This is a genomic window from Bradyrhizobium sp. 604_D8_N2_3, assembly GCF_051810765.1.
GTDB classification, from domain to species: domain Bacteria; phylum Pseudomonadota; class Alphaproteobacteria; order Rhizobiales; family Xanthobacteraceae; genus Bradyrhizobium; species Bradyrhizobium barranii.
Map to the genome: position 1 here is coordinate 9181352 of NZ_JBPWPM010000001.1, position 22895 is coordinate 9204246.

A 22895-nucleotide genomic window follows, 5' to 3' on the forward strand; every position below is an offset into this window, starting at 1 on the left:
GACTGACGTGCCTTTCGGCCAAAAAGAACAATTTCAGATAGCAGGAAGTCGAACATGAACATTGCTGTTCTCCCCAGCTCGCCCGAGACCGCGCCGCAAATCGCAGATCCGCTCGATCATCTCGCCGACAAGCTGTTCCACCCCATGGGCTCGGACGGCGTTTACGCCCGCACCGCGCTCTATGAGGGCGTCGTCGAGCGGCTGGCCGCGCTGATCACGAACCATCGCGAGACCGGCACCGAGGTCATGCGCTTTCCGCCGGTGATGAGCCGGGCCCAGCTCGAGAAATCCGGCTATCTCAAGAGCTTTCCGAACCTGCTCGGCTGCGTCTGCGGCCTGCACGGCACCGAACGCGAGATCAACGCGGCGGTGAGCCGCTTCGATGCCGGCGGCGACTGGACTTCATCGCTCTCGCCGGCCGACCTCGTGCTGTCGCCCGCCGCGTGCTACCCGGTCTATCCGATCGCGGCGAGCCGCGGACCTTTGCCGAAGGGCGGCCTGCGCTTCGACGTCGCTGCCGACTGCTTCCGCCGCGAGCCGTCGAAACATCTCGACCGGCTGCAATCGTTCCGGATGCGCGAATATGTCTGCATCGGCAGCCCCGACGACGTCGCCGATTTCCGCGAGCGCTGGATGGTGCGCGCGCAGGCGATCGCCCGCGACCTCGGCCTGACCTTCCGCGTCGACTACGCCAGCGACCCCTTCTTCGGCCGCGTCGGCCAGATCAAGGCGGTGAGCCAGAAGCAGCAGCAGCTCAAGTTCGAGCTCCTGATCCCGCTCCGCTCGGAGGATCAGCCGACCGCCTGCATGAGCTTCAACTATCACCGCGAACATTTTGGCACGACCTGGGGCATCCAGGACGCCAATGGCGAACCCGCGCATACCGGCTGCGTCGCCTTCGGCATGGACCGCCTGGCCGTCGCCATGTTCCACACCCACGGCACGGATCTCGCCGCTTGGCCCGCCAAGGTGCGGGAGATCATGGGCATGCAGCCGTTAGCCACGGCCGATGCCCATGGTGAAGGCTGGCGCTAGAGCATGATCCGGAAAAGTGCGGGTCGGTTTTCCGAATAGATCGTGCTGAAACGATAGAGCGAACGAGGCCTCCCATTTCCACGGGTAAAACGAGCGTGATCCACACCAAGGTCCGATGCCGCGAGATCACCGAGGCCGACGTCGATGCGGTCGCGGACCTGCTGACGCGCGGCTTCGTCGGCCGCTCGCGCAATTACTGGATCCAGGGTCTGCGCCGGCAGGCCTTCCGGCCCGTGCCGGAGGGCTATCCGCGCTTCGGCTACATGCTCGACAATGACGGCGCGCCCGTCGGCGTGCTGCTGCTGATCTACACGGCGCGAAAGCACGGCGAAGAGGCCGCCATCCAGTGCAATTTGTCGAGCTGGTATGTCGATCCGGCCTACCGCAACTACGCCCCGCTGCTGACCAAGATCGCGCAGCGGCACAAGGATGTCACCTATCTCAACATCAGCCCGGCGCCGTGGACCTGGCCGATCATCGAGACGCAGGGCTTTCGTGCCTATTGCCACGGCATCTTCTTCTCCGTGCCTGCACTCGCGCGCCCTCCGCGCTGGAGCAAGATCGAGGTCATCTCGCAGCACGCCAAGACGATCGAAGGGCTGACCGACGACGAGACGCAGCTCCTCACGCGGCATGCCCGCTACAATTGCCTCAGCCTGGTCTGCCGCACGCCGAAGGGGACGTTCCCCTTCATCCTGCAGCCGGTGCGCATCCGCCGCGGCTTCATCGCACCGCCGGCGATGAAGCTGATCTATTGCCGCAGCGCCGCCGAATACGCCGCCTGCGCAGGCCGCATCGGCCGGCTGCTGCTGCGACTCGGCAAGATCTCGGTGGCGATCGATTCCAATGGCCCGATTCCCGGCCTCGCCGGCATCTACACCGAGCGGCGCGGGCGCAAGTATTTCAAGGGTCCGCACCGGCCGCAGCTCGGCGACCTCACGGACACGGAACTCGTGCTGTACGGGCCGTAGGGGACACTCGACCCAAACATCCGCTGTCGTCCCTGCCTAGTGCGCAATTGCGCACGGGCGCAGGGACCCATACCGCGTGATCTACCTGTGAGCCCAGACGCCGGTACCGCGGGAAGACCATTCAGGATCAGTCTTCGCCAAATTTCTCCCTGGGGTTATGGGTCCCTGCGCCCGTGCGCAATTGCGCACTAGGCAGGGACGACAGCGGAGTTTGTCGTGCGCTTACGGCCAACTCTGGCTTGCAGATATCTCGGCATTCGCGCGCTTGGCGCACGCCGCTCCGCATCCCCAGTCACCCTCCGTAAACTACTGCGCTTAAGGGAATTTTCCGGCCTCTTCGCTACGCTCAGTGGCTGAACTACGTTGCGTTAAGTCTATTGCCGGCCGAGACCCGTCGATCCCATGACGCCGATCCGCGATAACGAGCTTGGTGCACGCCGCGCAGAGGGCCCGCAGGCCCTCGTCGGGCTGAGCCAGCTTGCGCTCGATCACATGGAGCAGGGCGTCTGCGTCTACGACGCCGACAACCGGATCGTGCTGGTCAATCAGCGCTACCTCACGCTGTTCAACATGTCGGCCGACATCGTGCGGGTCGGCACCAGCTATCGCGACGTGCTCGCCCACAGCGCGGCGCTCGGCAACTTTCCTGTCAGCGAACTCGATGCGCTCTATGGCCGGCGCGTGAAGCAGATCGCGGCTGGTCAACCGTTCCGCACCGAACAGATACTCGCGAGCGGACTCGTCATGGCGCTCGAGCTGAAGCCGCTTCCCGGCGGCGGCTGGATGACGATCTGCGATGACGTCAGCCGCCTCGCCCGGCTCGAGGCGGAATTACGCGTGCAGACGGAGCGCAGCCAGCACGCGCTCGCCAACATGTCGCACGGCCTCATCATGTACGATGGCGACAGCCGTGTCGTCGTCTGCAATGAGCGGTTTCTGAACCTCTACAATCTCGACCCCGATATCGTGAAGCCGGGCGTCTCGCATTGCTCAGTGATCGAACACTGGATGTCGCGCGGCAACCTGCCGGGCATGCCGGCCGACGAGTTCCATGACACCAGGCTGGAGGATGTGCGCAGCAGAAAGGCGAAGAGCCTGCTGGTGATGCGCTATGACGGCCGGATGGTGCAGGCGGTGTCCCGCTTCCTGCCCGACGGCGGCTGGGTGACGGTGCATGAGGACGTCACCGAGCGGCTGCAGTACGAAGAAGCGCTGCGGCAACAGAACTTCATCCTCGATGCGGCGCTGGAGAACATGGCGCACGGGCTCGCCTTCTACGACAGCGACATGCGCCTGCGCGTCTGCAACACCACCTACCGCAAGATCTATCGGCTGTCGCCGGAGGAAACCAGGCCTGGCACGCATCTCGGCGAGCTGATCGAGCGGTCGATGGTGAACGGGGCGTTCGTTTCCGAATACAGTCCGCAACAGCTGCTGGAAGCCGCCAGCGCGAGGATCGCGAACCACGATTCCTCGCCGATGCGCCGGCGCATGTCGAACGACACCGTGATCTCGGTGCGCTACTGCGCGCTGCCCGAGGGCGGCTTCGTCGCCACCTACGAGGACATCACCGACCGCGAGCGCGCGATCGAAGAGCTGAGCGAGCAATACCGCCGCTTCGACGCGGCGCTGAACAACATGAGCCAGGGCCTGTGCATGCTCGATGCGAGCCTGCGCGTCATCGTCTGCAATCGCCGCTACATCGAGATGTATGGGCTGTCGCCCGATGTCGTGAAGCCCGGCGTCTCGATGCGCGAGATCATGGAGCATAGCTGCGACCTCGGCATCCATCCGAACACGACCGCCGCGAGGATCTATGCCGACTATGTCGAAAGGCTGCGCGAGGGCGAACACACGCTGCACCGTCACCTGAACGACGGCCGCATCATCAAGCTCAATCACAAGCGGATGGAGCACGGCGGCTGGGTTGTCACCTATGAGGACGTCACCGAGCGCCACAAGGCCCAGGCCCGCGTGGCGCACATGGCGCAGCACGATTCACTCACCGACCTGCCCAACCGCACGCTGTTCCGCGAGAAAATGGGCGAGGGACTGAACCAGGTCGCGATCGCCGGCGGAGCGATGGCCGTGCTGTGCTTCGACCTCGATAATTTCAAGACCGTCAACGATCGCCTCGGCCACGCCGCCGGCGATCGGCTTCTGCGCTGGGTCGCGGCGCGGCTGAAGGAGAATGTCGGCGAGCATGACACCGTCGCCCGCCTCGGCGGCGACGAGTTCGCCGTTCTCCAGCGCGGACCGCAGCCACAATCGGCGGAACGGCTCGCCCGCCGCCTGGTCGAGATCATCGGCCACCCGCCGCCGCTGGAAAGCCAGTCGATCCATGTCGGCGTTTCGGTCGGCATCGCGATCGCGCCCGATCACGGGCTCGATGCCGACGAGCTGATGAAATGCGCCGACCTCGCGCTGTACCAGGCCAAGGCAAAGGGCCGCGGCGCCTACCAGCTGTTCGAGCCCGAGATGGAGGAACAGGCGCGCGGCCGGCACGCGCTGGAGCACGATCTGCGTAGCGCGCTTGAAGCCCGCGAATTTCACCTCGTGTTCCAGCCGCAGGTGCGGCTCGACACCACCGAGCTTACCGGCTTCGAAGCACTGCTGCGCTGGAAACACCCCTCGCGCGGCTTGGTCTCGCCGGCCGAATTCATTCCTCTCGCGGAAGAGAACGGGCTGATCGTCCCGATCGGCGAATGGGTGCTGCGCACGGCCTGTGCGACAGCGGCGTCCTGGCCCGATGTCACCGTCGCGGTCAATTTGTCGCCGGTGCAGTTCCGCTCGCGCGGACTGGTCGCGATGGTCACGAGCGCGCTTGCGGAAGCCGGTTTGCCGCCCCAGCGGCTCGAGCTCGAGGTCACCGAGACGGCGCTGCTCGACGACAGCGAGGCGACGATCGAGATCCTGCACCAGCTCCGCGCTCTTGGCGTGCGCGTCAGCCTCGACGATTTCGGCGTCGGCTATTCCTCGCTGAGCTATTTGCGCAAGTTTCCGTTCGACCGCATCAAGATCGACCGTTCCTTCGTCGGCACGCTCGGCGAAAGCCCGGAGAGCGTCGCCATCGTCCGCACCATCGCCAGCCTCGGCTCCGTGCTCGGCGTCGAGACCACGGCGGAAGGTGTCGAGACCATCGAGCAGCTCGACTTCGTCCGCGAATGCGGCTGCACCGCAGTCCAGGGCTACTATTTCGGCAGGCCGTGCCCGGCAGCCGAGGTCGGACGCACGATCGAGCGACTGAACGCGGTCAGGCGCGTGGCGTGACGCTCCGCTTCACCTCGCCGCTCTCTCTATCGTTACGCCCGACACGACCTCAGGCGATTGAGCGTGGCACGATCGGCCGATGCGAGCGCATTGCTCCACTCCCGTTCGGAGAGGTCTCCGACCAGGCTGGAAAGGCTGATGGCAAGCGCACGAAGCCGCGCATTCTCCTCAAGAAGCAAAAAAACGTCGTTCGACGGGGATTCATCGTCCGAAAAGCTAGCGCCTTCGCAGAGCTGCTGCGACAAGAGTTCGAAAGACTCATCACGCACGATATCTTCGGCAGTGGAAATCAGCTTATGACGCATTAAATCTTCATCACTCATGGCAAATTCCCCAACTCAGGACATGCCTCCAACCGCATTTGGATACATCGATTGAGTCGGCGGCGGATTTGAGTCCGAAATGGGCTCACACGATGTACGCCTCGTGTCCCCCGGCGCCTCGCTTGCTTACTCGTTCGCTTCACCGGCGTCTTTCAGACCGGCTCGCAGTGCGGTCACGACGCGATGGGCCACGTCGATATCCCTGACCGACAATCCATCCGCAAGGCCGTTGACCCACGGGACCTGCAACCGGCCGGCGGCGTCGTAGACCTGCCTGCCCTTGTCGGTGAGCACCACGAGCTGCGCCCGGCGGTGATGCGGGTTGGTCTCGAACACGACGAGACCATCCCGCGCGAGGTCGTTGACGATGCGCTGCACGTTCTGGCGATTGGCGCCGAGATTGCGGGCGAGCCAGGCGACCGGCTCCGGGCGCTCGGCGTCGGCGATCGCCCCCAGGATCTGCCAGCGCGCACTGGTGAGGCCGAGCGATGTCACCAGCCGATCGCCAGCGGTCAGAAGCAGGCTGTTGGCGCGGAACAGGTCGAGGATGAGGCCGGTCAGGGCTTCGCCCGCCGGGGTCCGCTTGGTCTTGGTCATTTGGCACCACTGCTCCGTATTGACATCATGATGTCAATTGCCTATATCCGGGACTGTCGAATTGACATTATGACACCAACTTGACCGGAGCAATGTCATGCCCCTCATGCGTCCCCTCGACCCTGCCTTCCCGATCGACCGTCAGATCGCGCTCGAAACCGGCCCCGTGGTGCTCGTCAACGTGTTCACGCTCGACGCCGAGGATGAGCAGAGCTTCCTCAAGACGTGGCAGGACGACGCCGCCTTCATGAAGCGCCAGCCCGGTTTCATCTCCACCCAGCTTCACCGCGCCGTCGGCGACAGCCCGACCTACCTGAATTACGCAGTGTGGGAATCCAACGCGCATTTCCGCGCCGCTTTCACCCACCCGGAATTCCGCGCAAAGATCGCCGCCTACCCCGCATCCGCAGTCGCAAGCCCGCATCTGTTCCAGAAGATCGCGGTGCCCGGTATTTGCGTCGCGTAGCTGCGCGCCTCCCACTCAGCTGTCATGCCCCGGCTTGACCGGGGCATCCAGTACGCCGCGGCCTCTCGGCTTAAACACAACTGTCTCTGGAATACTGGATCGCCCGATCAAGTCGGGCGATGACAGCGAGCATGCGGAAAGCCCCGCGCAGCTCGTCGTTATCCGACGAAGCAAGGGACGCAGCTCTATCCTGCCGCTGGCAGTGCGCTGTCCGGCGGCGTGCCCCATGGGCGGTCGGCTGAGGCGAGCCCGATCAGGCGGCCCTGGATGTAGTCGCAGCCCCAGTCGCGCAGCATGGCGGCGGCCTCTTCGTCCTGCACCCACTCGGCAACCGTCTTGATGTCGAGGCGGCGGGCGAGGTCGATCAGGGTCTGCACAAAGGCGCGGTCGTCGGCGGAACGGGTGATGTTCTGCACGAAGGCGCCGTCGATCTTGACGATGTCGACGCCGAGCTTGCGCAGGTTTCGGAACGAGGTGTAGCCGGCGCCGAAATCGTCGATGGCGATGCGGCTGCCGAAATTCTTCAGCCGCGTGACGAAGCCGCGCACGTCATCGATGTCCTGGATCGCGACCGTCTCGGTGATCTCGACGATCAGCCGCTCGGCGACGCCGGGATGGGCCAGCATCAGCGACTCAATTCCAGCCCACCAGTCCGGATCCATCGTCGTATCAGGCGAGATGTTGAGGCTGAGGCAGATGTCGGGCGCGGCCGCAAGCTCGGCGACCACGAGCTCGAGCACGCGGTGATCGACCAGGCGGATCAAGCCGAGCCGTTCGGCAACCGGCACGATGTCGGGCGCCAGCAGCACCTGGCCGTCGCCCTGGTCCATCCGCACCAGACATTCGTGGAACGCGCACTCGCGCGAGGCGGCCGCGACCACCGGCTCATAGGCGAGCTTGATGCGGCGCTCGTTCAGCGCGGTGACGATCTCGTCGGTGACACGGATGTTGACGCGGCGCTGTGCGTCGCGCGCAGCATCCGGGCGCCACGCCGCGAACGAACCGACGCGGCGTTGTTTTGCCGCGTCCAGCGTCTCATGGGCGCGATTGACGGCCTCGTCGGTGCTGCGGGCATAGCGCGGCACGCTGACCGCGCCGATCGACGCCGTGACCGAGACCGGGCCGGATTTGGTCGGCACCACCTCGTCGCGGATGCCGGCAAGGAAGCGCTCGGCGGCGACGTTCATGTCATCGACGGTGCAGTTCTTCAGGATCAGGCCGAACTTGTTGCCGGAGAAACGGCCGAGCACGTCGCCGCCGCGCAGGCGGGCGCGGATGCGCTTGGCCACGTCGAGGATCACGGCGTCCGCGACGTCGAAGCCGAAAGCGTCGTTGACGCGGGCGAGATGATCGATGCCGACCAGCATGAAGGCTGCGGTCGAGCGGAAGCGGGTCGTCTCCTCGATCGCCTCGGCCAGCGCCGCGATCAGGTGGGAACGATTGAGCTCACCGGTCAGCGGATCGAGCCGAGCCAGCTTGGTCAATTCCTCGTCGCGGGCGTGGCGCTCATTGTTGATGCGGATGGAGCCGATCGCGCGCACCGGGCGGCCATCGGGGCCGGCGAACCAGCGGCCGGTCTCCTCGATCCAGACCACGGGATCGGCGGCGCTCATGCGCACGCCATATTCGACCCGATAGGGCGTGCCGTCGGCGCCGTGCACCGGCGAGGTCTGCGCCAGCGCGGCGGTCCGCAGCGTCTGCGCGGGCTCGATCAGCTTGGCGAATTCGGCGCCAGTCGCGAGCCGCTCGGCCGGGATGCCGGGAAAGACGCTGGCGACCTGCTCACCCCACACGATGGAATCGCTGGCGATGTCCCAGGCGAAAACGGCCTGACCAAGAGCGGCCAGGATGTCGGAGGCTTGCGGCAATGCAGGGGTCAAAATCGCCTCGTTTCGGGACAGCAGGGAGTCCTGAGTCGGCACAGAATACGGCCAGATTCGACTCCGACTCTAGGCAAAGTTCATAAACAATTTGGAAACCATGTTTCGCAGGCCCGCGGAACCAAACCGGCCCGGCCGGCATAGGCCTTGCGAGTACATGACACGCACCGGCGCCGGCGTCTCGAAACGCGACAGGCCTCGCCGGATCAACGGTGATTGCGATGTTAAGTACTGATCGACCGAACTGCGCGGACAACGGCACGGGCACGGCCCTGGTGCCGCTGCTGCCGACGTTGCAGTGGGTCCACAAGGCGCCGCTGCCCCGTCCCGATCCGAGCTTCGTCACCCAACTCATTGCCAATGCCGAGCACCTGCCCCAGTCCAGCCGGCTCCGCCGCGCCTCTTCCGAAGATGCGCAGACGGCCTATGGCAGCAAGCGCCCGCTTCCGAGCGTCACCGCGCGCACGCGGCAGGTGGTTTGAAGGATCAGCGCGGCGCGTCGGGAGACGGCGGCGTGCCGTTGCCCGGTTGCAAATCCGGCGAGGGAATTTCCGGCGAGGGCGGGTTCACCGGCTTCGGCGCGGGGTGATCCTTCAGCACGGATTCGGCGACCGACTGCGCTGAAGGCGCGGGTGGCACCGCCGGCGCAGACACCGGCTCGAACTTGGGTTCGGACGCCACATCGTCCGTTGCCGCTTCGACCTGGCGCTTGGCCTTGCGCGGCGCCGGCACTGTCGTCTCCGCGACATAGGTGACGCGGCGGCGCGTGCGCTGGGCGATACCGCCGAGGAAATCGGCCATCGCGAGCAGCACCAGCAGGAAATAGGTGGAGTTGCCGAACTTGGGCCACATCACGAACTCGGCCGCGGCAGCACCGAACACGATCAGCGACAGCAGATGATCCATCAGGAATTTCGAGCCGGGCCGCGCGCCTTTGACCACCTCTAACAGCAGCAACACGATACCGAGCGCGAGCATCACGTCGGCAAGCGTGACCGGCCAGGTCTCGCCCGTGATCATCGGCACCTTGAACAGCACGTCCGTGAAGGACACGGACGGCATCAGGAAGGCGATGATGTTGTAGACCGCGAGCGGGATCAGGAGCAGCGGGAAACCGACCATCGGCGAAATGCCTTCTCGATCAAGATATCCGGACAGGACAATGCGGCCGCGAAGCATTAGCTCCGCCGCCGTCATTGTCATATCTCATTGGGTGGCCGAAATCAGGCAGGCGAAATGATCCTGCCCGGAGAAAGGTCCTAAATTCAGGACTCTTTCTTCTTCAGGACCTGACGGCCCTTGTACATGCCGGTCTTGAGGTCGAGATGGTGCGGACGACGGAGCTCGCCGGAGTCCTTGTCTTCCGCATAGGTCGGCTTCTTGATGGCGTCTGCCGAGCGGCGCATGCCACGACGCGACGGCGAGGTTTTTCTTCTCGGAACGGCCATTTCAATATCCTCTAGGGATTGGTGTTGTCAGGGCATCGTCCGCGAGGGGACGGCTCAGCACCCGCAAACCGAGGCGAGCTGAATGCCGATCAAGGCCGGGCTTATAGAGGAAGGCTGGCCGTAAATCTAGGCTTTTAGACCGGAAAATACGTCCGAAAAGGGCCCAAAATCAGCGATTTTCCCGCCAGCAGGTCAAAAGCGAGTTCGCCTGCGCCCTCGCCACATAGGTCCCCGCCAGCCGCCGGACGCCAGGCCCGGGGGTCCGGGCGCTCCGTTTGACCGGATTGGGCAGGATCGAGGCCAGAAGTGCCGCCTCCCGGGGCGAGAGGTTGGCCGCCGATTTGCCAAAGGCATAGGCGCTGGCCGCCTCGACCCCAAACTGGCCCTGCGGGCCGAGCTCGGCGATGTTGAGGTAAATCTCCAGGATTCGCGCCTTGGGCAGGACAAAATCGATCCACAGCGCCAGCGGGAATTCCAGCGCCTTGCGGACAAAATCCCGCCCCTGCCAGAGGAACAGATTTTTTGCCACCTGCTGGGTGATGGTGGAGGCGCCCCGGAAGGGCGTCCCGTCCTCCTTCGCATCGTCGATCGCCTCGCGCAGCGCGCCCCAATCGATGCCGTGATGCTTGCAGAAATGGGCGTCCTCGGCCGCCACCACCGATCGCAGCAGCGAGGGAGACATCGCGGCCAGATCAATCCACTCCCGATGCATCGGCGCACCCCGGAGCGACCGCCAGGCCATCAGCGTCGAAACCGGATGGCCGGTGCGGTAGAACGGCGCGATCACGTAGGGCGCGAGAGCCACGACCATGAGCGCTACCAGCAGGATCTTGACGATGCGCAAATCGACCTTTCCGGCGCAAAATGAAACGCGGCCACGGATCCCGCCATTAAGTCTGTGATAATTCGGGCCTTTTCCAGCACTTTTTAGGCCTTCCAAACGATTGACTGGGGCGGGCGCATAAAGGATTGTCCCGCCGAATTTTAGTTCTGGAGCCCTTCTTGATGACCGGCACGTCCCCGTCCGATTTCGCCAAACGCCTGGACAAGACCGCTGATGACACCGAAGCCCTGCTTGGACGCCTGCTGGCGCACGACATCCTGCACGATGAGATCGCTCGTCCCAAGCGACTGATGGACGCAATGCGCTATTCGAGCCTCAACGGCGGCAAGCGTCTGCGGCCGTTCCTGGTGGTCGAGAGCGCCGCCGTGTTCGGCGTTCCCCGCGAGGCCGCCCTGCTCGCCGGCGCCGCGCTCGAATGCATCCACTGCTATTCGCTGATCCATGACGATTTGCCGGCGATGGACAATTCGGACCTGCGCCGCGGCCGTCCCACCCTGCACAAGAAGACCGACGACGCGACCGCGATCCTCGCCGGCGACGGCCTGTTGACGCTCGCCTTCGACATCATCACCCGCGATGAGATCCACCGCGACGCCAATGTGCGCCTCCTGCTGACGCGCGCGCTGGCGCGCTGCGCCGGCATCGGCGGCATGGTCGGCGGCCAGATTCTCGATCTCGCCGGCGAAGGCCGTTTTGGCGGCAACGAGCCGATCGATGTCGCCCGCATTCAGCAGATGAAGACCGGTGCGCTGCTGCGCTACGGCTGCATCGCGGGCGCGATCCTCGGCCAGGCCTCGCAAAAGGAATATCAGGCGCTCGACGATTACGGCCGCGCGCTCGGCGAAGCCTTCCAGATCGCCGACGATCTGCTCGACGTCGAAGGCGATGCGGCGGCCCTCGGCAAGCCGGCCGGCGCCGATGCAGCGCTCGGCAAGACCACCTTCGTCACCCAGCTCGGCATCGAAGGCGCCAAGCAGCGCGTGCGCGACCTGCTCGCGCGGGCCGACGGCGCCGTGTCGATCTTCGGCGACCGCGCCGCCGTGCTGCAAGCCGCCGCGCGCTTCGTCGCCGAGCGAAAGAACTGATGTAGTGCACGATCTTCACCTCGCCCCGCTTGCGGGGAGAGGTCGATATTCAGGCGCGGCTTGAATATCGGATGAGAGGGAGCCTCCGCGAATCCAGCTCTCACCGTCCTTGCGGAGGCTCCCCCTCACCCCGACCCTTTCCCCACAAGCGGGGCGAGGGAGCAGGCCGCCGCCGCGGCGACAACGAGAGTTGAGCGAGAGGGCTGGAGCCATCATGGCCACCGACAAAGACGATCCCGTCCTCGTCCGCTTCCGCAAGATGTCGCGGCCGATGCGGCTGATTTACGCGCGGCCGCGTACCTTTATCGCGCTCGCTGCCGGCATCCTGGTCTGCTTGCTGCTGCCGGGATCGCACCGGCTGGTGACGCGGCTGCTGTTCGGCTGGGATGCGTTGATCGCGGTTTATCTCGTGCTGGTCTACGCGATGATGCTGTGCAACGACCAGCAGCACATCCGCCGTAGTGCCGCAATGCAGGACGACGGCCGCTTCGTGATCCTGCTGGTGACGGCGATCGGCGCCTTCGCAAGCATCGCAGCGATCATGTCTGAGCTCGGCACCCCGCATCGCGGGGCGTGGGAGTTGACCATCGCGATCGCCACCATCGCGCTCTCATGGGCCGCCGTGCACACGACCTTCGCGCTGCATTACGCCCATGATTATTACCGGCACCCGCCGGGCGGATTGCAGTTTCCGAGCGGCGATAAGGAAGATCACGCCGATTATTGGGACTTCGTTTATTTCTCGTTCGTGATCGGCATGACCGCGCAGGTCTCCGACGTCGGCATCACCGACAAGACCATCCGCCGCACCGCGACCGCGCATGGCATCGTGTCGTTCATCTACAACACGGCGCTGCTGGCGCTGACAGTGAACATCGCGGCAAGCGCGATCTCGAACTGACGTCATCCCGGCAAGTGCCGAGACGACGGCGTCGATGGCGCGGTCCTAGTTGCACACCTCGGCATTGGCGTCGTTGCCGGGGCCGCCGCCGCCGCGATATTCGAGATGACAGCCGCGGTTGACCGGGCGGCAACTGCCGCCATTGCAGAAAATCTGCCCGCCACCCGAGGCGCGGCCGGCGCTCGCGGCAGCCGCAATGCCCGCGGCGGCACCATAGCCGCCCGCCGCGCCACCGGCCTGACGGCGCTGCCGTGCGGAACGCTCATCGCCGTCGTCGCGCTTGGCGGTTGCAGGCTTGGCCGTCGCAGGCTTGGCGATGCGCTGCTTCTCGCACGCATTGTCGTCGTTGATCGCATAGCCCTCACGGCAAACGATCTTCGTGCACTTGTCGCCGTCGGCCTTGAAGCCGTGCTCGCAGACCAGCGGGCAGACGCGCGACGGCTTTGACTTGACGGTATCGAGCGCATCGGTGCTCGCCACTTTCACGTCGAGCTTGGTGCCGGCGTAACGGTTGAACTGCGACAGCGAGCGCCGCGAAATCGTATTCCAGTTGCCATCAGCCTGCCCGGAGAAGCAGCCGACGCGGCCGAGCTCGGTCTGCACCAAGCGGCTGAGGTCGACCGGCGTGGTCGTCGGCGTCAGCGAAGCGACGCTGCTGCCGGCGGGGCTCGCCGTGCTGGCGGGTGCAGCACCTGGTGCCACGGCGGCGAGGTTGACGCGCTGCTGCTCGGCCGCGGCCGCCTGCTGCTGCACCTGCTCCTTGGCCTTCTGCGCGGCGAGCTGCGCCTGCTCGGCGGCATTCGCATCAGCCGCAGCCTTGGCCTGCGCATCCTTCTGCGCGCCGAGGGCGGCAAGACGATCGCGTTCGGCCTCGGCCTGCTTCGCCTTCTCGGTGGCCGCCGCATGGGCCTGCTCGGCACCGATTTTTTCGACCTGAAGCTTGGCGAGATTCGCATAGAAGCCGTCAGGATGCTGGGCCAGGAATGCCTCCCAGGCCGGCCTGTTGCCAACCTGGAGCGCGAGCTCGTAGTCGCGGCGGATATCGGCCGCCTGCGGGTTCGCCACCGGAGCGGCCGTGACCACCTTGACCGGCACCAGCGGCACGTCCTCGCCACCGAGCGAACCGTACACGAACGGCTCCTGCTTGTTGCCGGTCGATTTGAGCACGTCGTCGCGCACGAAGCCGAAGGCGCGGCGGACGTCGAGGCCCGGCGTCGTCAGATGCTTCGACAGCGCGACCGTAAACGGGCTGTTGGCGCCGTCGCCGTCCTGCGCCGTGAAGCCGGCCTTGGCCGAATACGCGATCAGCGTGTTGGGGCTGTTCGGCTCGACCTGGGCCAGGCCGCGGCCGATGCCGCGCGAGACAACCGTGCGCTTCATGGTCTTGCCGAACGGATTATCGCGGCAGGCGTCGAGGATCACCAGGCGAAGCTGCCTGGCGGGCTCGACCGTGACCAGGACGCGGTCGAGCGACAGCCCCTGGTCGTAGACATCGGTGTCGCGTTCGAGCTTGGCGTCAACAGGGATCAGATAGTTCGAGCCCTCGACCTCGATGCCGTGGCCGGCATAGTAGATCACGGCGATGTCGGCATCGCGCGTCACATCGGCAAAATCGCGCAGCACGCGCCGCGTCTCCAGCGCGGACAGATCATGCCGGGACTCCACAATTTCGAAGCCGGCGTCCTTCAGCGTCTTCGCCATCACTGCACCGTCATTGACGGGGTTCGCGAGCGACGGCGCGTACTGATACGACGAGTTGGCAAGGACCAGCGCCACGCGCTTTCCGGCGAGAGCGGGCGCAGCGCCGAACAAGAGAGCCAGGAAAAGCGGACAAAGTCCGAGCAGGCTACGCATGACAGAACTTCCAGAGATCGGGAGCAATTCGGTCGCCCTTTGGGGATTGCCTTAGCAGAATCCGCCATCGCATTTGTGATGGAGATCACGAAGACGACGCCTGCAAACTGCCAAGGAACTCTTTAGTCTCGCCAGAGCGATAGCGGTTCGCTGGCGCAGGCCAAGTATGCGCTCAGTCAGCCCCGATGTGTCCCCGGTATTGCGGCAGCTCGTCCGTGATCTCATGCCAGGGCGCTTTCGAGCCCACGAAGATGTGGGCGCTCGGCCGAATCGAGGGGGCGTCAACCAGGGTTCCCATGGCGACATGGACCCATTTTCCCTCGCGCACCCGGGAATAAAGCAGCGAGCCGCAGCGCGCGCAGTGCGCGTCATGGGTTGTGTCGTCGCCATAGATGAGGCGCTGGTCCTCGCCACGGACGATGCGGAGCTTGTCCTGCACGATCCCGGCGAACGGCTTGAAGGCGGAGCCGGTGGTGCGGCGGCAGTTCGAGCAATGGCAGTTCAGTGCGTAAGAGAACGCGTCCGCGACCTCGCAGCGCACGGCACGGCAATAGCATTCACCGGTGAGGATACGAGCGTTCGAATTTTCTGATCCGGTCATTCCAGCGTCCTCGCTCAATTGGCGCAGACACCCATAGCGCATTTTGATGTGTACGACTAAGTTCGCCCCAAGCCATCATTCAAAGGGATGTCCCATGAGCCAGAACCGTTCGAGCGTCGAAGCCGTCGTGCAATCCTATTTCGACGGACTTTACGAGGGCGATGCCGAAAAACTCGGCGCCATCTTCCATCCCTCCGCCGATTTGCGCTGGGTCGAGAAGGGCGAGCTTCAGGTGCTGACCGTGCCCGACTGGCTCGATCGCGTCCGCAAGCGCCCTTCCGGCAAGGCCGAAGGCAAGCCGCGCGAGGATTTCATCGTCACCATCGACCGCTCGGACGACAAGACCGCCTTCATCAAGGTCAGGTGCCAGCTGCCGCCACGCTTTTTCACGGACTATCTGGTGGCGATGAAGCTCGCCGACGGCTGGCAGATCGTGTCGAAATCGTACCGGTATGACCTGAGGGAGTGAGGGGGACGACCCTTCCGCTGCCCGAATTCTGACGAACTCGCCTTTGATTTTCCGTCATTGCGAGCGAAGCGAAGCAATCCAGTCTGTCTCCGCGGAAAGATTCTGGATTGCTTCGCTGCGCTCGCAATGACGATGTCTGAAAGTCCCCTATGCCTCTCGACCGCCGTACCCTGTTTGCCTCGCTGTGCTGGATGGCCGCCTCCCCCGCGCTCGCCGTAGACGCACCGCCGGAGCTCGAATCCTACGAGCGCGAGAGCGGCGGGCGGATCGGGGTCTATGCCGAGAACCTCGCGACTGGCGCGAAGCTCGCATGGCGCGCCGACGAGCGCTTCGTCATGTGCTCGACATTCAAGGCTTCGCTCGCGGCCTGCGTGCTGGCGCGGGCCGATCGCGGCGAGGAGCAGCTTGCGGCCATGATCCCCTACGGCAAGGCCGACCTGCTCGACTACGCGCCGGTCGCCAAACAAAATCTCGCCGCCGGCGCGATGTCGGTCACCGACATGTGCAAGGCGATCGTCGAGCTCAGCGACAACACCTGCGCCAACCTGCTCTTGGCGCGGATCGGCGGCCCCGCCGCGCTCACGGCCTTCTGGCGATCGCTCGGCGACACCACCTCGCGGCTCGACCACAACGAGCCCGAGCTCAACCGCTCACCGCCCGGCGATCCCCGGGACACCACGACGCCGGCGGCGATGGCCGGCAACCTGAAGCGGCTGGTGGTGGGCGAAGCACTGTCGCCGGCCTCGCGGACCCAGCTCACCGAATGGATGGTGGGCTGCAAGACCGGCGCCAACCGGCTGCGCGGCGGCCTGCCGGCAGGCTGGAAGATCGGCGACAAGACCGGCAACAACGGCAAGGATGCGTCGGGCGATATCGCGGTCGTCTGGCCCAAGCTCGACAACAAGGCGGATGTACCAATCCTGATCGCGGCCTATACCCAGGGCGGCAGGCCCAACGCCGCGCAGATCGAAGCCGTGTTCGCGCGCGTCGGACGCATGGTGGCCGAACGGCTGGCGTGAGCCGCGACGCATTGACCTTTTGGCCGCTTCCGGGCCAAGACAGGCCATGATCGCAGCGAAATTTCAGACCTTTCTCATCCTGCTCACGGTGCTGGCCGGCACCGCGCTGGTCGCCCGCCGCTTCAACATCGCACCCGCCATTCTCCTGATGCTGTCCGGCGTCGGCCTCGCCTTCGTGCCGGGCATGCCGCCGGTGGAACTGCCGCCGGAACTGGTGCTGCTGATGGTGTTGCCGCCGCTGATCTACTCGGCGAGCGTCGCGATGAGCTGGCGCGAGTTCAGGAACAATCTGCGGCCGATCGTGCTGCTCGCTGTCGGCGCGGTGATCTTCACCGCGGCGCTGGTGGCTGCGGCCACGCATTATGTGATCGGCCTGCCCTGGACCATCGGATTCCTGCTGGGCGCCATCGTCGCTCCGCCGGACGTGGTGGCGCCGCTCGCGATCGCGCGCCGTCTGAACATACCGCGCCGGCTCCTGGTCATCCTCGAGGGCGAGGGACTCGCGAACGACGCGACCGCGCTGATCCTCTACCGCTTCGCGCTTGCGGCCATCATGGTCGGCCATTTCTCACTGCCGCTGGCGGCCGGCGAGTTTGTCCTCATCGTCGCCAGCGAGATCGCCTTTGGCATCGGCATTGGCTGGCTCTCCCTTCGCTTCCGCAAATGGTCCAGGGATCCGCAGGTCGAGCTGACGCTGTCGCTGATCACGCCCTACGTGTCCTACTGGCTGCCCGAGCATCTCGGCGGCTCCGGCGTGATCGCGACCGTGGCCTGCGGCCTCTATGTGAGCTGGAACGGCCCGCTGCTGATCTCGGCGTCAACGCGCCTGCAAGGCATCTTCTTCTGGGATCTCATCATCTACCTGATCGAGGGCCTGCTGTTCCTGCTCACCGGCTTCCAGATGCGGGCACTCTACGAGAAGTCGAAGGCGTTTCCGCTCGACGATATCATGATCGCGACCGCGGTGGTCCTGGCGGTCATCGTCATCGCACGCTTCGTCTGGCTGTATCCTGCGATCTATCTGCCGCGGATATTGAGCAAGAGCCTGCGCAAGCGCGACCCATCGCCGCCATGGCAATGGCCGTTCGTGCTCGCCTTCACCGGCGTGCGCGGCGCGGTGTCGCTGGCGGCCGCGCTGGCGCTGCCGTTCACGTTGCCGGGCGGCGAGGCCTTCCCGTATCGCGACCTGATCCTGTTCGTCGCCTTCGGAGTCATCTTCGTGACGCTGATCGGCGTCGGCCTGACGCTTCCGCCGGTGGTGCGCTGGCTCGGTGTCGCCGAGGCCGGCCGCAACGAGCATGTCGCCGAGCACGAGGCCGAGATCGCGGCACGCCGCCAGGCGCTCGAGGCGGCGCTGAAGTCGCTCGACGCAATGACCGAGGAAAAGGATGTGTCGGACGAGGTGATGCGGCTCCTGCGCGCGCGTCACGAGATTCGTGTCAACCAGCTTCCGGATTCCCTCGACCCCAACCATCACGACGTCTCCGCCGCCGGCACCGCCCTGACCCGCGACCTGATCGTCGCCGAGCGAAAGTTCATCCACGACCTCCTGCGCGACGGTCAGATCACCGACGAGACGCGGCGCCGGATCGAGCGCGACCTGGACCTGGAAGAGGCAAGCCTGGCGAACAGGGAGTATCGGGGGGTGCCGTTGTAGTCTTTTCGTCATTGCGAGCGAAGCGAAGCAATCCGGACTGCTGCCGTGGAAAGACTCTGGATTGCTTCGCTTCGCTCGCAATGACGGCAGCACCAACTATCGCCTCTCGCAAAATTCCCCGACCCCCGCCGCAACGGCGCCCGCAATCATCTCCTGCCGCTCCGACGAATTCATCTCCATCTCCTCGTCGCGGTTGATGATCGAGCCGGCTTCGAGCAGCACGGCGGCACTCCGCGTCCGTGACAGCACGACGAGCCCGTCATAGCGGTAGACGCCGACATCCTTGTCGAGCAGCTGGCGCCGGTAGCGGCCCATCACCGGCAGGGTGTATTGGCTGGCGTAGTGCAGCCCCTGCTCCTTCAACTGTCTGCCGATCATCCGGGCCAGCTTCAGGCTGCTGGTGAAGTGCGGATTGCGCTCGGACACGAACAGCGAGTGACCCGAGAAGCGGTCGCTGAAATAGCTCTTTGCGCCGTCGAATTCCCAGGTCTCGAGCAGCTTATCCGGCACCGAATCGTGATGGATCGATAGCACGAGATCGGCCCGGCCGTCATTCGCGGCACTGACGCGCTTGAACAGGCTCGGCCGCGCCTTGCCGTCCGTGACGAGCAGCCGGGTTGCGGTAAAGCCTTCGGATTTGAGTTTTGCCGTGACCAGCCTTGCGAGCCGGAAGTTGAAGCCGAATTCCGGATCATTGCGCGCGCTCAACGCGCCGTAGGAGTCCGGGGTGTGCCCGACGTCGACGACGATCCGGAATTTCGGCATCTCACATTTGGCTGGTGCGGGCGCAGGCTTAGGTCTGGCTTTCGCAACCTTCCGGGCCGGGGCAGCACGGCCCGCGTCGATCGACGGAAGCAACAGTGCGACCAGCGACACGAGGAGAATTGCGACGATGCCCCGCCCTAACGACAAGTCCTACTCCGCTGCCGCGATCCTCGGCCTGCCGACGAAGTCGGCGACGTCGCCGAAGCGCTGCACGACGATCGCAACAACTCGCCCATTCCCGTCCCCGAGCCGGACTCGGTCAGGAACTTGTTGTCCTCGGCGCGGAGCATGGCGGATCCTCCCGATTTGATTTTCGGGAAGATTGGCGCGGACGCGGGAAGACGTCAACGCAAGCACGGCTTCGTGAAGTGGGTTGGCGCAGCGTAATCGCCGCCTTTATGGCAGGCCGAAGGGGGCAGATCTTAGGGCTCCTATCCGCCCCCATCGCAATTACCTGACGGTGACGGCGACTGTGTATACCTTGCCATTATCCGGGTCGGTAGGGTCCGCCGTCACGCGCCGATACGTGAAGGAGTCTTCACCGACATAACCCTTCTTGGATTGGTACACCACGCTGGTCAGCCGCACGGTCTTGGCCTCTCCGCTTCTCAATTTGCGTTGCCCGGTGCTCGCTCGCGTCGTCACGGCACCGCTCTTCGGCGGAGTCACGACTTCAATGCTGACGGGCCAGACCTTGCCACTGCTGTCGACGCGCCAGTGTCCGCCGCATTTGCAGATTTCCTTTGCCTCGCCCGATTTCACGACGAGCGACGTGTTCCCCCCGCCCGCATGTGCGCCACAGAGGATTCCGAAGAACAGGACGAGCCCCGCGGTGATTTTGATCAAGAGGGCCGACGGTAGGCGTACCGGGTAGGTTGTCATTTCATAAGTCTCCAATGAAAAAATCTTAGAGTTATTGTATGGGATTGTTCCGGCTGGCGAGGCCGATGCACTCGTGCCCGGCTATCTCAAGGTTCTCGCGACTCGAAATCCAACGTTGCTCACGCGTCCTTCGGACTGCACGCCGTAACGGCTCCCCGCTTCGACTGCATCCGCCTTGCTGACCCAGGAGCCTCCCCTGAGGACACGCTGCTCGCATCGGCCTTTCAGCCAAGGACTCCCGTCCACAGGCACGCCCTCATAAGTGTCGTTGACGCAATCCTCGACCCATTCCCAAATATTGCCGTGCACCTGATAGAGGCCCCACGGATTCGGCTGGAAGGAATCGACAGGAGCCGTCTTTTGCCCGGAGGCACCCTTTGCATTCTTGTCCTGGCTGGCCCTGTCATCGTAGTTGGCCTGGCCCCGAGACACGGAGACTCCCCACCAGAACGATGACGTCGTTCCCGCGCGCGTCACATATTCCCGCTCGGCTTCGCTCAGGAGGCGGTACGTCTTGCCGGTGCGGGCCGACAACCAGGCTGCATAGCTCTTGGCATCCGACCAGGAAATGTTGATCGCCGGTCGTCTCCCGCGGCCCCAACCGTTGTCCCAGGGCTTGTACCCATTGCATCCCCCATCGGCGACGCAGGCGTCCCATTCCGCAAACGTGACAGCGTAACGGCCAACCGCGAATGAATGGGCGAACGTCACCTTGTGGCGAGACGATTCCGCGGTGCGTTTCGATGCACTCTCCGACGTCCCCATCATGAACGCGCCCGGCGGGACCACAACCATCTCCGGACACTTTTCACATTCCTTGAAGCTGGCCTTCTGCTTCAGAGCCGCCTCTTCCGAATCGGACAACACCTTGATGCCAATCGCAGTCAGTCCTTCGCGCTGCGGGGTCGTGTCTGGAGCCGGAAGCGTGGCGTTGGTGGAGGCCACCTGCACCGCCTGTAACGCCTTGAACCGTTCGCGCGCCTCTGCGGAGCGCGCGCTTTCGGGAAATTTGCTCAGAAACTCTTCGAACATCGCCGGCGAGCGCCCATCCTTGATCGCATTCCAGACGATCTCATCGGTCGCGGGCGGGGCCGGCGGCGGTGCAGCTGCCGCCGCGCGTTCCTTCCACAGCTCGTCACGACGCGACAGCGCGGCAGAGACGTGCGAACTGCTGGAATATTTTGCGGAATACTCCTCGAAGATCGCGGGATCGTGCGACTCCTTGATCGCGTTCCAGACGATCTCATCTGCAGGCGGAGGTGGCGGCGCTTGAGCGGCCGCGATCTCCTTCCTCAGATCATTCCCGCGCTGTCGCGCGTCCGCGATGTGCGGGCTCGCCGTATATTTACTCACGAACTCATCGAAGATCGCGGGATCGCGCGATCCCTTGATCGCGGCCCAGACGATGTCCTCGGCGGCTGGAGGTGGCGGAGCTTGCGTGGCGGCAATCTGCTTTTTCAGCTCATCCCTGCGCCTCTGGGCGTCCGCCAGATGCGGGCTTGCCGGAAACTTGCTGGCGAAATCATCGAAGATTGCCGGATACGTCGAGCCTTTGATGGCATCCCAGACGACCTCGTCGGCGGTCGGAGGCGGTGGAACGCGGGCGGCAGCGGCGGCGATCTGCTTTTGCAGCTCGTCGGCACGCGATTGCGCCTCGGCTCGATGCTTGCTGGTGGGAAACTTGCTGACGAAATCATCGAAGATCGCGGGATAGTTCGAATCCCTGATCGCCGTCCAGACGATTTCGTCGGCGGTCGGCGGCGGGGGTATGCGCGCGGCAGCCGCAGCTTGCGCCTGCTTGAGCTCATCACGCCGTGATTGGGCCGCCTTCAGATGTGGCGTCGTCGGAAACTTCGCGATGAACTCCTCGAACACGGCCGGATAGGTCGAATCCTTCACGGCGTTCCAGACGATGTCATCCGTCGTTGGCGGTGGCGGCAGTTTCGGTGCATCGACGATCGAGATGACAGAGCCGCCCAATGATCCATAGACGAACGGCTCCTGGTGACGATTGGTGACCTTCAGCACTTCGTCGCGAACTCGGCCGAGCGCAATCCTCAAGTCCAAGCCGGGAGCGGCGATGTTGTGCAGCAGCGCGGCCGTGAAGGGACTGTTTTTGGCATCGCCGTCCAGCGCAACCGATCCGGCCTTGGCCGCGAAGGCAATCAGCGTATCGGATATCGCGGGCTCGACCTTCGCCAACCCGCGACCGATCGATCGGGACGCTATGGTTCGCTTCATGGTCTTCAAGAACGGGTTGTCCCGGCACGCATCCAGGATGACGAGGCGAAGCCGCTTGGTGGGCTCGATCGATTTCAGAATGCGATCGAGGGAAATAGCCTCATCCTCGATGTCGAAATCGCGGGACAACTTCGCGTCGACGGGGATGACGTAGTTTGCACCATCGACCTCGATGCCATGGCCGGCGAAATAGACGACGGCCACGTCGGCATCGCTTGCCATCTCGGCGAAATCGCTGATCGCGCGCCGCATGTCTGAAATCCCAAGATCACGGCGGGCATCGACCGCGGAAAATCCTGCAGATCTGAACAGGGAGGCAATCTCGGCGGCGTCATTCCGGGGATTCGGAAGGCTCGGGACATTCCGGTACGACGAATTGCCAATCACCAGAGCGACGCGCTTCTCGGCCAGCGCCTGACCCGCGAACCCGTAAAAAACGAGCGCAAGAATGGTAGCCGCCACCCAGCGCATAATTCCCCCCAAATCGCCCTTTGCGAGTATATCGCTGGTTGTAGCCCCTGCAAGCAGCACCACGAGCCCACATCATTCGACGGGGGCAATACCAAGTCCGTGATTCAGGTCACTGA

21 protein-coding genes are annotated in these 22895 nt (G+C 64.5%); 10 read left to right on the forward strand and 11 right to left on the reverse strand.

From position 1 onward, the window contains the following. Positions 1-54 precede the first annotated feature (54 nt). From AB7245_RS44075 to AB7245_RS44085, 3 genes are all read left to right on the forward strand, one after another. The gene (locus AB7245_RS44075) at positions 55-1035 is read left to right on the forward strand and encodes an amino acid--[acyl-carrier-protein] ligase (RefSeq protein ID WP_028155272.1); all 981 of its coding nucleotides are present in this window, start codon (positions 55-57) and stop codon (positions 1033-1035) included. 95 nt (positions 1036-1130) lie between these two features. Then, complete coding sequence (locus tag AB7245_RS44080) at positions 1131-2006, forward strand: acyl-CoA acyltransferase (RefSeq protein ID WP_085404032.1); 876 nt, start codon at positions 1131-1133, stop codon at positions 2004-2006. Between the two features lie 402 nt (positions 2007-2408). Next, positions 2409-5276, forward strand: coding sequence for a PAS-domain containing protein (locus AB7245_RS44085; RefSeq protein WP_135215592.1), 2868 nt, complete (start codon positions 2409-2411; stop codon positions 5274-5276). 32 nt (positions 5277-5308) lie between these two features. Here the strand turns inward: AB7245_RS44085 and AB7245_RS44090 are convergent, their stop codons facing one another. Both AB7245_RS44090 and AB7245_RS44095 read right to left on the reverse strand, forming a co-directional pair. Then, positions 5309-5599 carry a hypothetical protein gene (locus AB7245_RS44090; RefSeq protein ID WP_085404034.1) on the reverse strand — a complete coding sequence of 97 codons (291 nt, stop codon included), beginning with the start codon at positions 5597-5599 and terminating at the stop codon, positions 5309-5311. A 126-nt stretch (positions 5600-5725) separates the two neighbouring features. Next, positions 5726-6196, reverse strand: coding sequence for a MarR family winged helix-turn-helix transcriptional regulator (locus AB7245_RS44095; RefSeq protein WP_085404035.1), 471 nt, complete (start codon positions 6194-6196; stop codon positions 5726-5728). A 97-nt stretch (positions 6197-6293) separates the two neighbouring features. Here AB7245_RS44095 and AB7245_RS44100 point away from each other — a divergent pair, with 97 nt between their 5' ends. Then, positions 6294-6662, forward strand: a complete 369-nt coding sequence (locus tag AB7245_RS44100) for an antibiotic biosynthesis monooxygenase family protein (RefSeq protein ID WP_085404036.1) — start codon at positions 6294-6296, stop codon at positions 6660-6662. Between the two features lie 185 nt (positions 6663-6847). Here the strand turns inward: AB7245_RS44100 and AB7245_RS44105 are convergent, their stop codons facing one another. Then, positions 6848-8542 (reverse strand): bifunctional diguanylate cyclase/phosphodiesterase, encoded by a 1695-nt coding sequence (locus AB7245_RS44105; protein ID WP_085404092.1) that lies wholly within the window; start codon positions 8540-8542, stop codon positions 6848-6850. Positions 8543-8763: 221 nt separating this feature from the next. Between AB7245_RS44105 and AB7245_RS44110 the strand changes: the two genes are divergently transcribed. Further along, a complete protein-coding gene (locus tag AB7245_RS44110; protein ID WP_167768148.1) occupies positions 8764-9024 on the forward strand; it encodes a hypothetical protein in 261 nt (86 codons plus the stop codon). 4 nt (positions 9025-9028) lie between these two features. Here AB7245_RS44110 and AB7245_RS44115 read toward each other — a convergent pair whose 3' ends face one another. The 3 genes from AB7245_RS44115 to mtgA all read right to left on the reverse strand — a co-directional run bounded on the left by AB7245_RS44115 (position 9029) and on the right by mtgA (position 10834). Then, positions 9029-9664: a hypothetical protein gene (locus tag AB7245_RS44115; protein ID WP_085404093.1), complete on the reverse strand. Its 636-nt coding sequence runs from the start codon at positions 9662-9664 to the stop codon at positions 9029-9031. A gap of 143 nt (positions 9665-9807) precedes the next feature. Continuing rightward, positions 9808-9990 (reverse strand): 50S ribosomal protein L32, encoded by a 183-nt coding sequence (rpmF, locus tag AB7245_RS44120; protein ID WP_028149139.1) that lies wholly within the window; start codon positions 9988-9990, stop codon positions 9808-9810. Between the two features lie 169 nt (positions 9991-10159). Next, the gene (gene mtgA / locus AB7245_RS44125; RefSeq protein ID WP_085404038.1) at positions 10160-10834 is read right to left on the reverse strand and encodes a monofunctional biosynthetic peptidoglycan transglycosylase; all 675 of its coding nucleotides are present in this window, start codon (positions 10832-10834) and stop codon (positions 10160-10162) included. Positions 10835-10995: 161 nt separating this feature from the next. On the opposite strand from mtgA, the gene AB7245_RS44130 reads away from it, so the two are divergent. Both AB7245_RS44130 and AB7245_RS44135 read left to right on the forward strand, forming a co-directional pair. Continuing rightward, a complete protein-coding gene (locus tag AB7245_RS44130) occupies positions 10996-11919 on the forward strand; it encodes a polyprenyl synthetase family protein (RefSeq protein ID WP_085404039.1) in 924 nt (307 codons plus the stop codon). A 214-nt stretch (positions 11920-12133) separates the two neighbouring features. Continuing rightward, positions 12134-12820 carry a DUF1345 domain-containing protein gene (locus AB7245_RS44135; protein WP_063980020.1) on the forward strand — a complete coding sequence of 229 codons (687 nt, stop codon included), beginning with the start codon at positions 12134-12136 and terminating at the stop codon, positions 12818-12820. A 45-nt stretch (positions 12821-12865) separates the two neighbouring features. Here AB7245_RS44135 and AB7245_RS44140 read toward each other — a convergent pair whose 3' ends face one another. After that, complete coding sequence (locus AB7245_RS44140) at positions 12866-14674, reverse strand: caspase family protein (protein ID WP_085404040.1); 1809 nt, start codon at positions 14672-14674, stop codon at positions 12866-12868. A gap of 172 nt (positions 14675-14846) precedes the next feature. Beyond that, entirely contained in the window at positions 14847-15275 is a 429-nt protein-coding gene (locus AB7245_RS44145) for a GFA family protein (protein WP_085404041.1), read from the reverse strand. Between the two features lie 94 nt (positions 15276-15369). Between AB7245_RS44145 and AB7245_RS44150 the strand changes: the two genes are divergently transcribed. The 3 genes from AB7245_RS44150 to AB7245_RS44160 all read left to right on the forward strand — a co-directional run bounded on the left by AB7245_RS44150 (position 15370) and on the right by AB7245_RS44160 (position 18420). Beyond that, positions 15370-15744, forward strand: coding sequence for a nuclear transport factor 2 family protein (locus AB7245_RS44150; RefSeq protein ID WP_007598116.1), 375 nt, complete (start codon positions 15370-15372; stop codon positions 15742-15744). A 149-nt stretch (positions 15745-15893) separates the two neighbouring features. Beyond that, complete coding sequence (bla, locus tag AB7245_RS44155) at positions 15894-16763, forward strand: class A beta-lactamase (RefSeq protein WP_085404042.1); 870 nt, start codon at positions 15894-15896, stop codon at positions 16761-16763. A gap of 46 nt (positions 16764-16809) precedes the next feature. Further along, a complete protein-coding gene (locus tag AB7245_RS44160) occupies positions 16810-18420 on the forward strand; it encodes a Na+/H+ antiporter (RefSeq protein WP_094184376.1) in 1611 nt (536 codons plus the stop codon). 96 nt (positions 18421-18516) lie between these two features. On the opposite strand, the gene AB7245_RS44165 is transcribed toward AB7245_RS44160, so the two are convergent. The 3 genes from AB7245_RS44165 to AB7245_RS44175 all read right to left on the reverse strand — a co-directional run bounded on the left by AB7245_RS44165 (position 18517) and on the right by AB7245_RS44175 (position 22779). Beyond that, the gene (locus tag AB7245_RS44165) at positions 18517-19332 is read right to left on the reverse strand and encodes an N-acetylmuramoyl-L-alanine amidase (RefSeq protein ID WP_354077347.1); all 816 of its coding nucleotides are present in this window, start codon (positions 19330-19332) and stop codon (positions 18517-18519) included. 303 nt (positions 19333-19635) lie between these two features. Beyond that, on the reverse strand, positions 19636-20067 hold the full coding sequence (locus AB7245_RS44170) for a hypothetical protein (RefSeq protein ID WP_063980026.1): 432 nt from the start codon (positions 20065-20067) through the stop codon (positions 19636-19638). An 81-nt stretch (positions 20068-20148) separates the two neighbouring features. Beyond that, positions 20149-22779 (reverse strand): SUMF1/EgtB/PvdO family nonheme iron enzyme, encoded by a 2631-nt coding sequence (locus AB7245_RS44175; protein WP_085404044.1) that lies wholly within the window; start codon positions 22777-22779, stop codon positions 20149-20151. Positions 22780-22895: the final 116 nt, after the last annotated feature.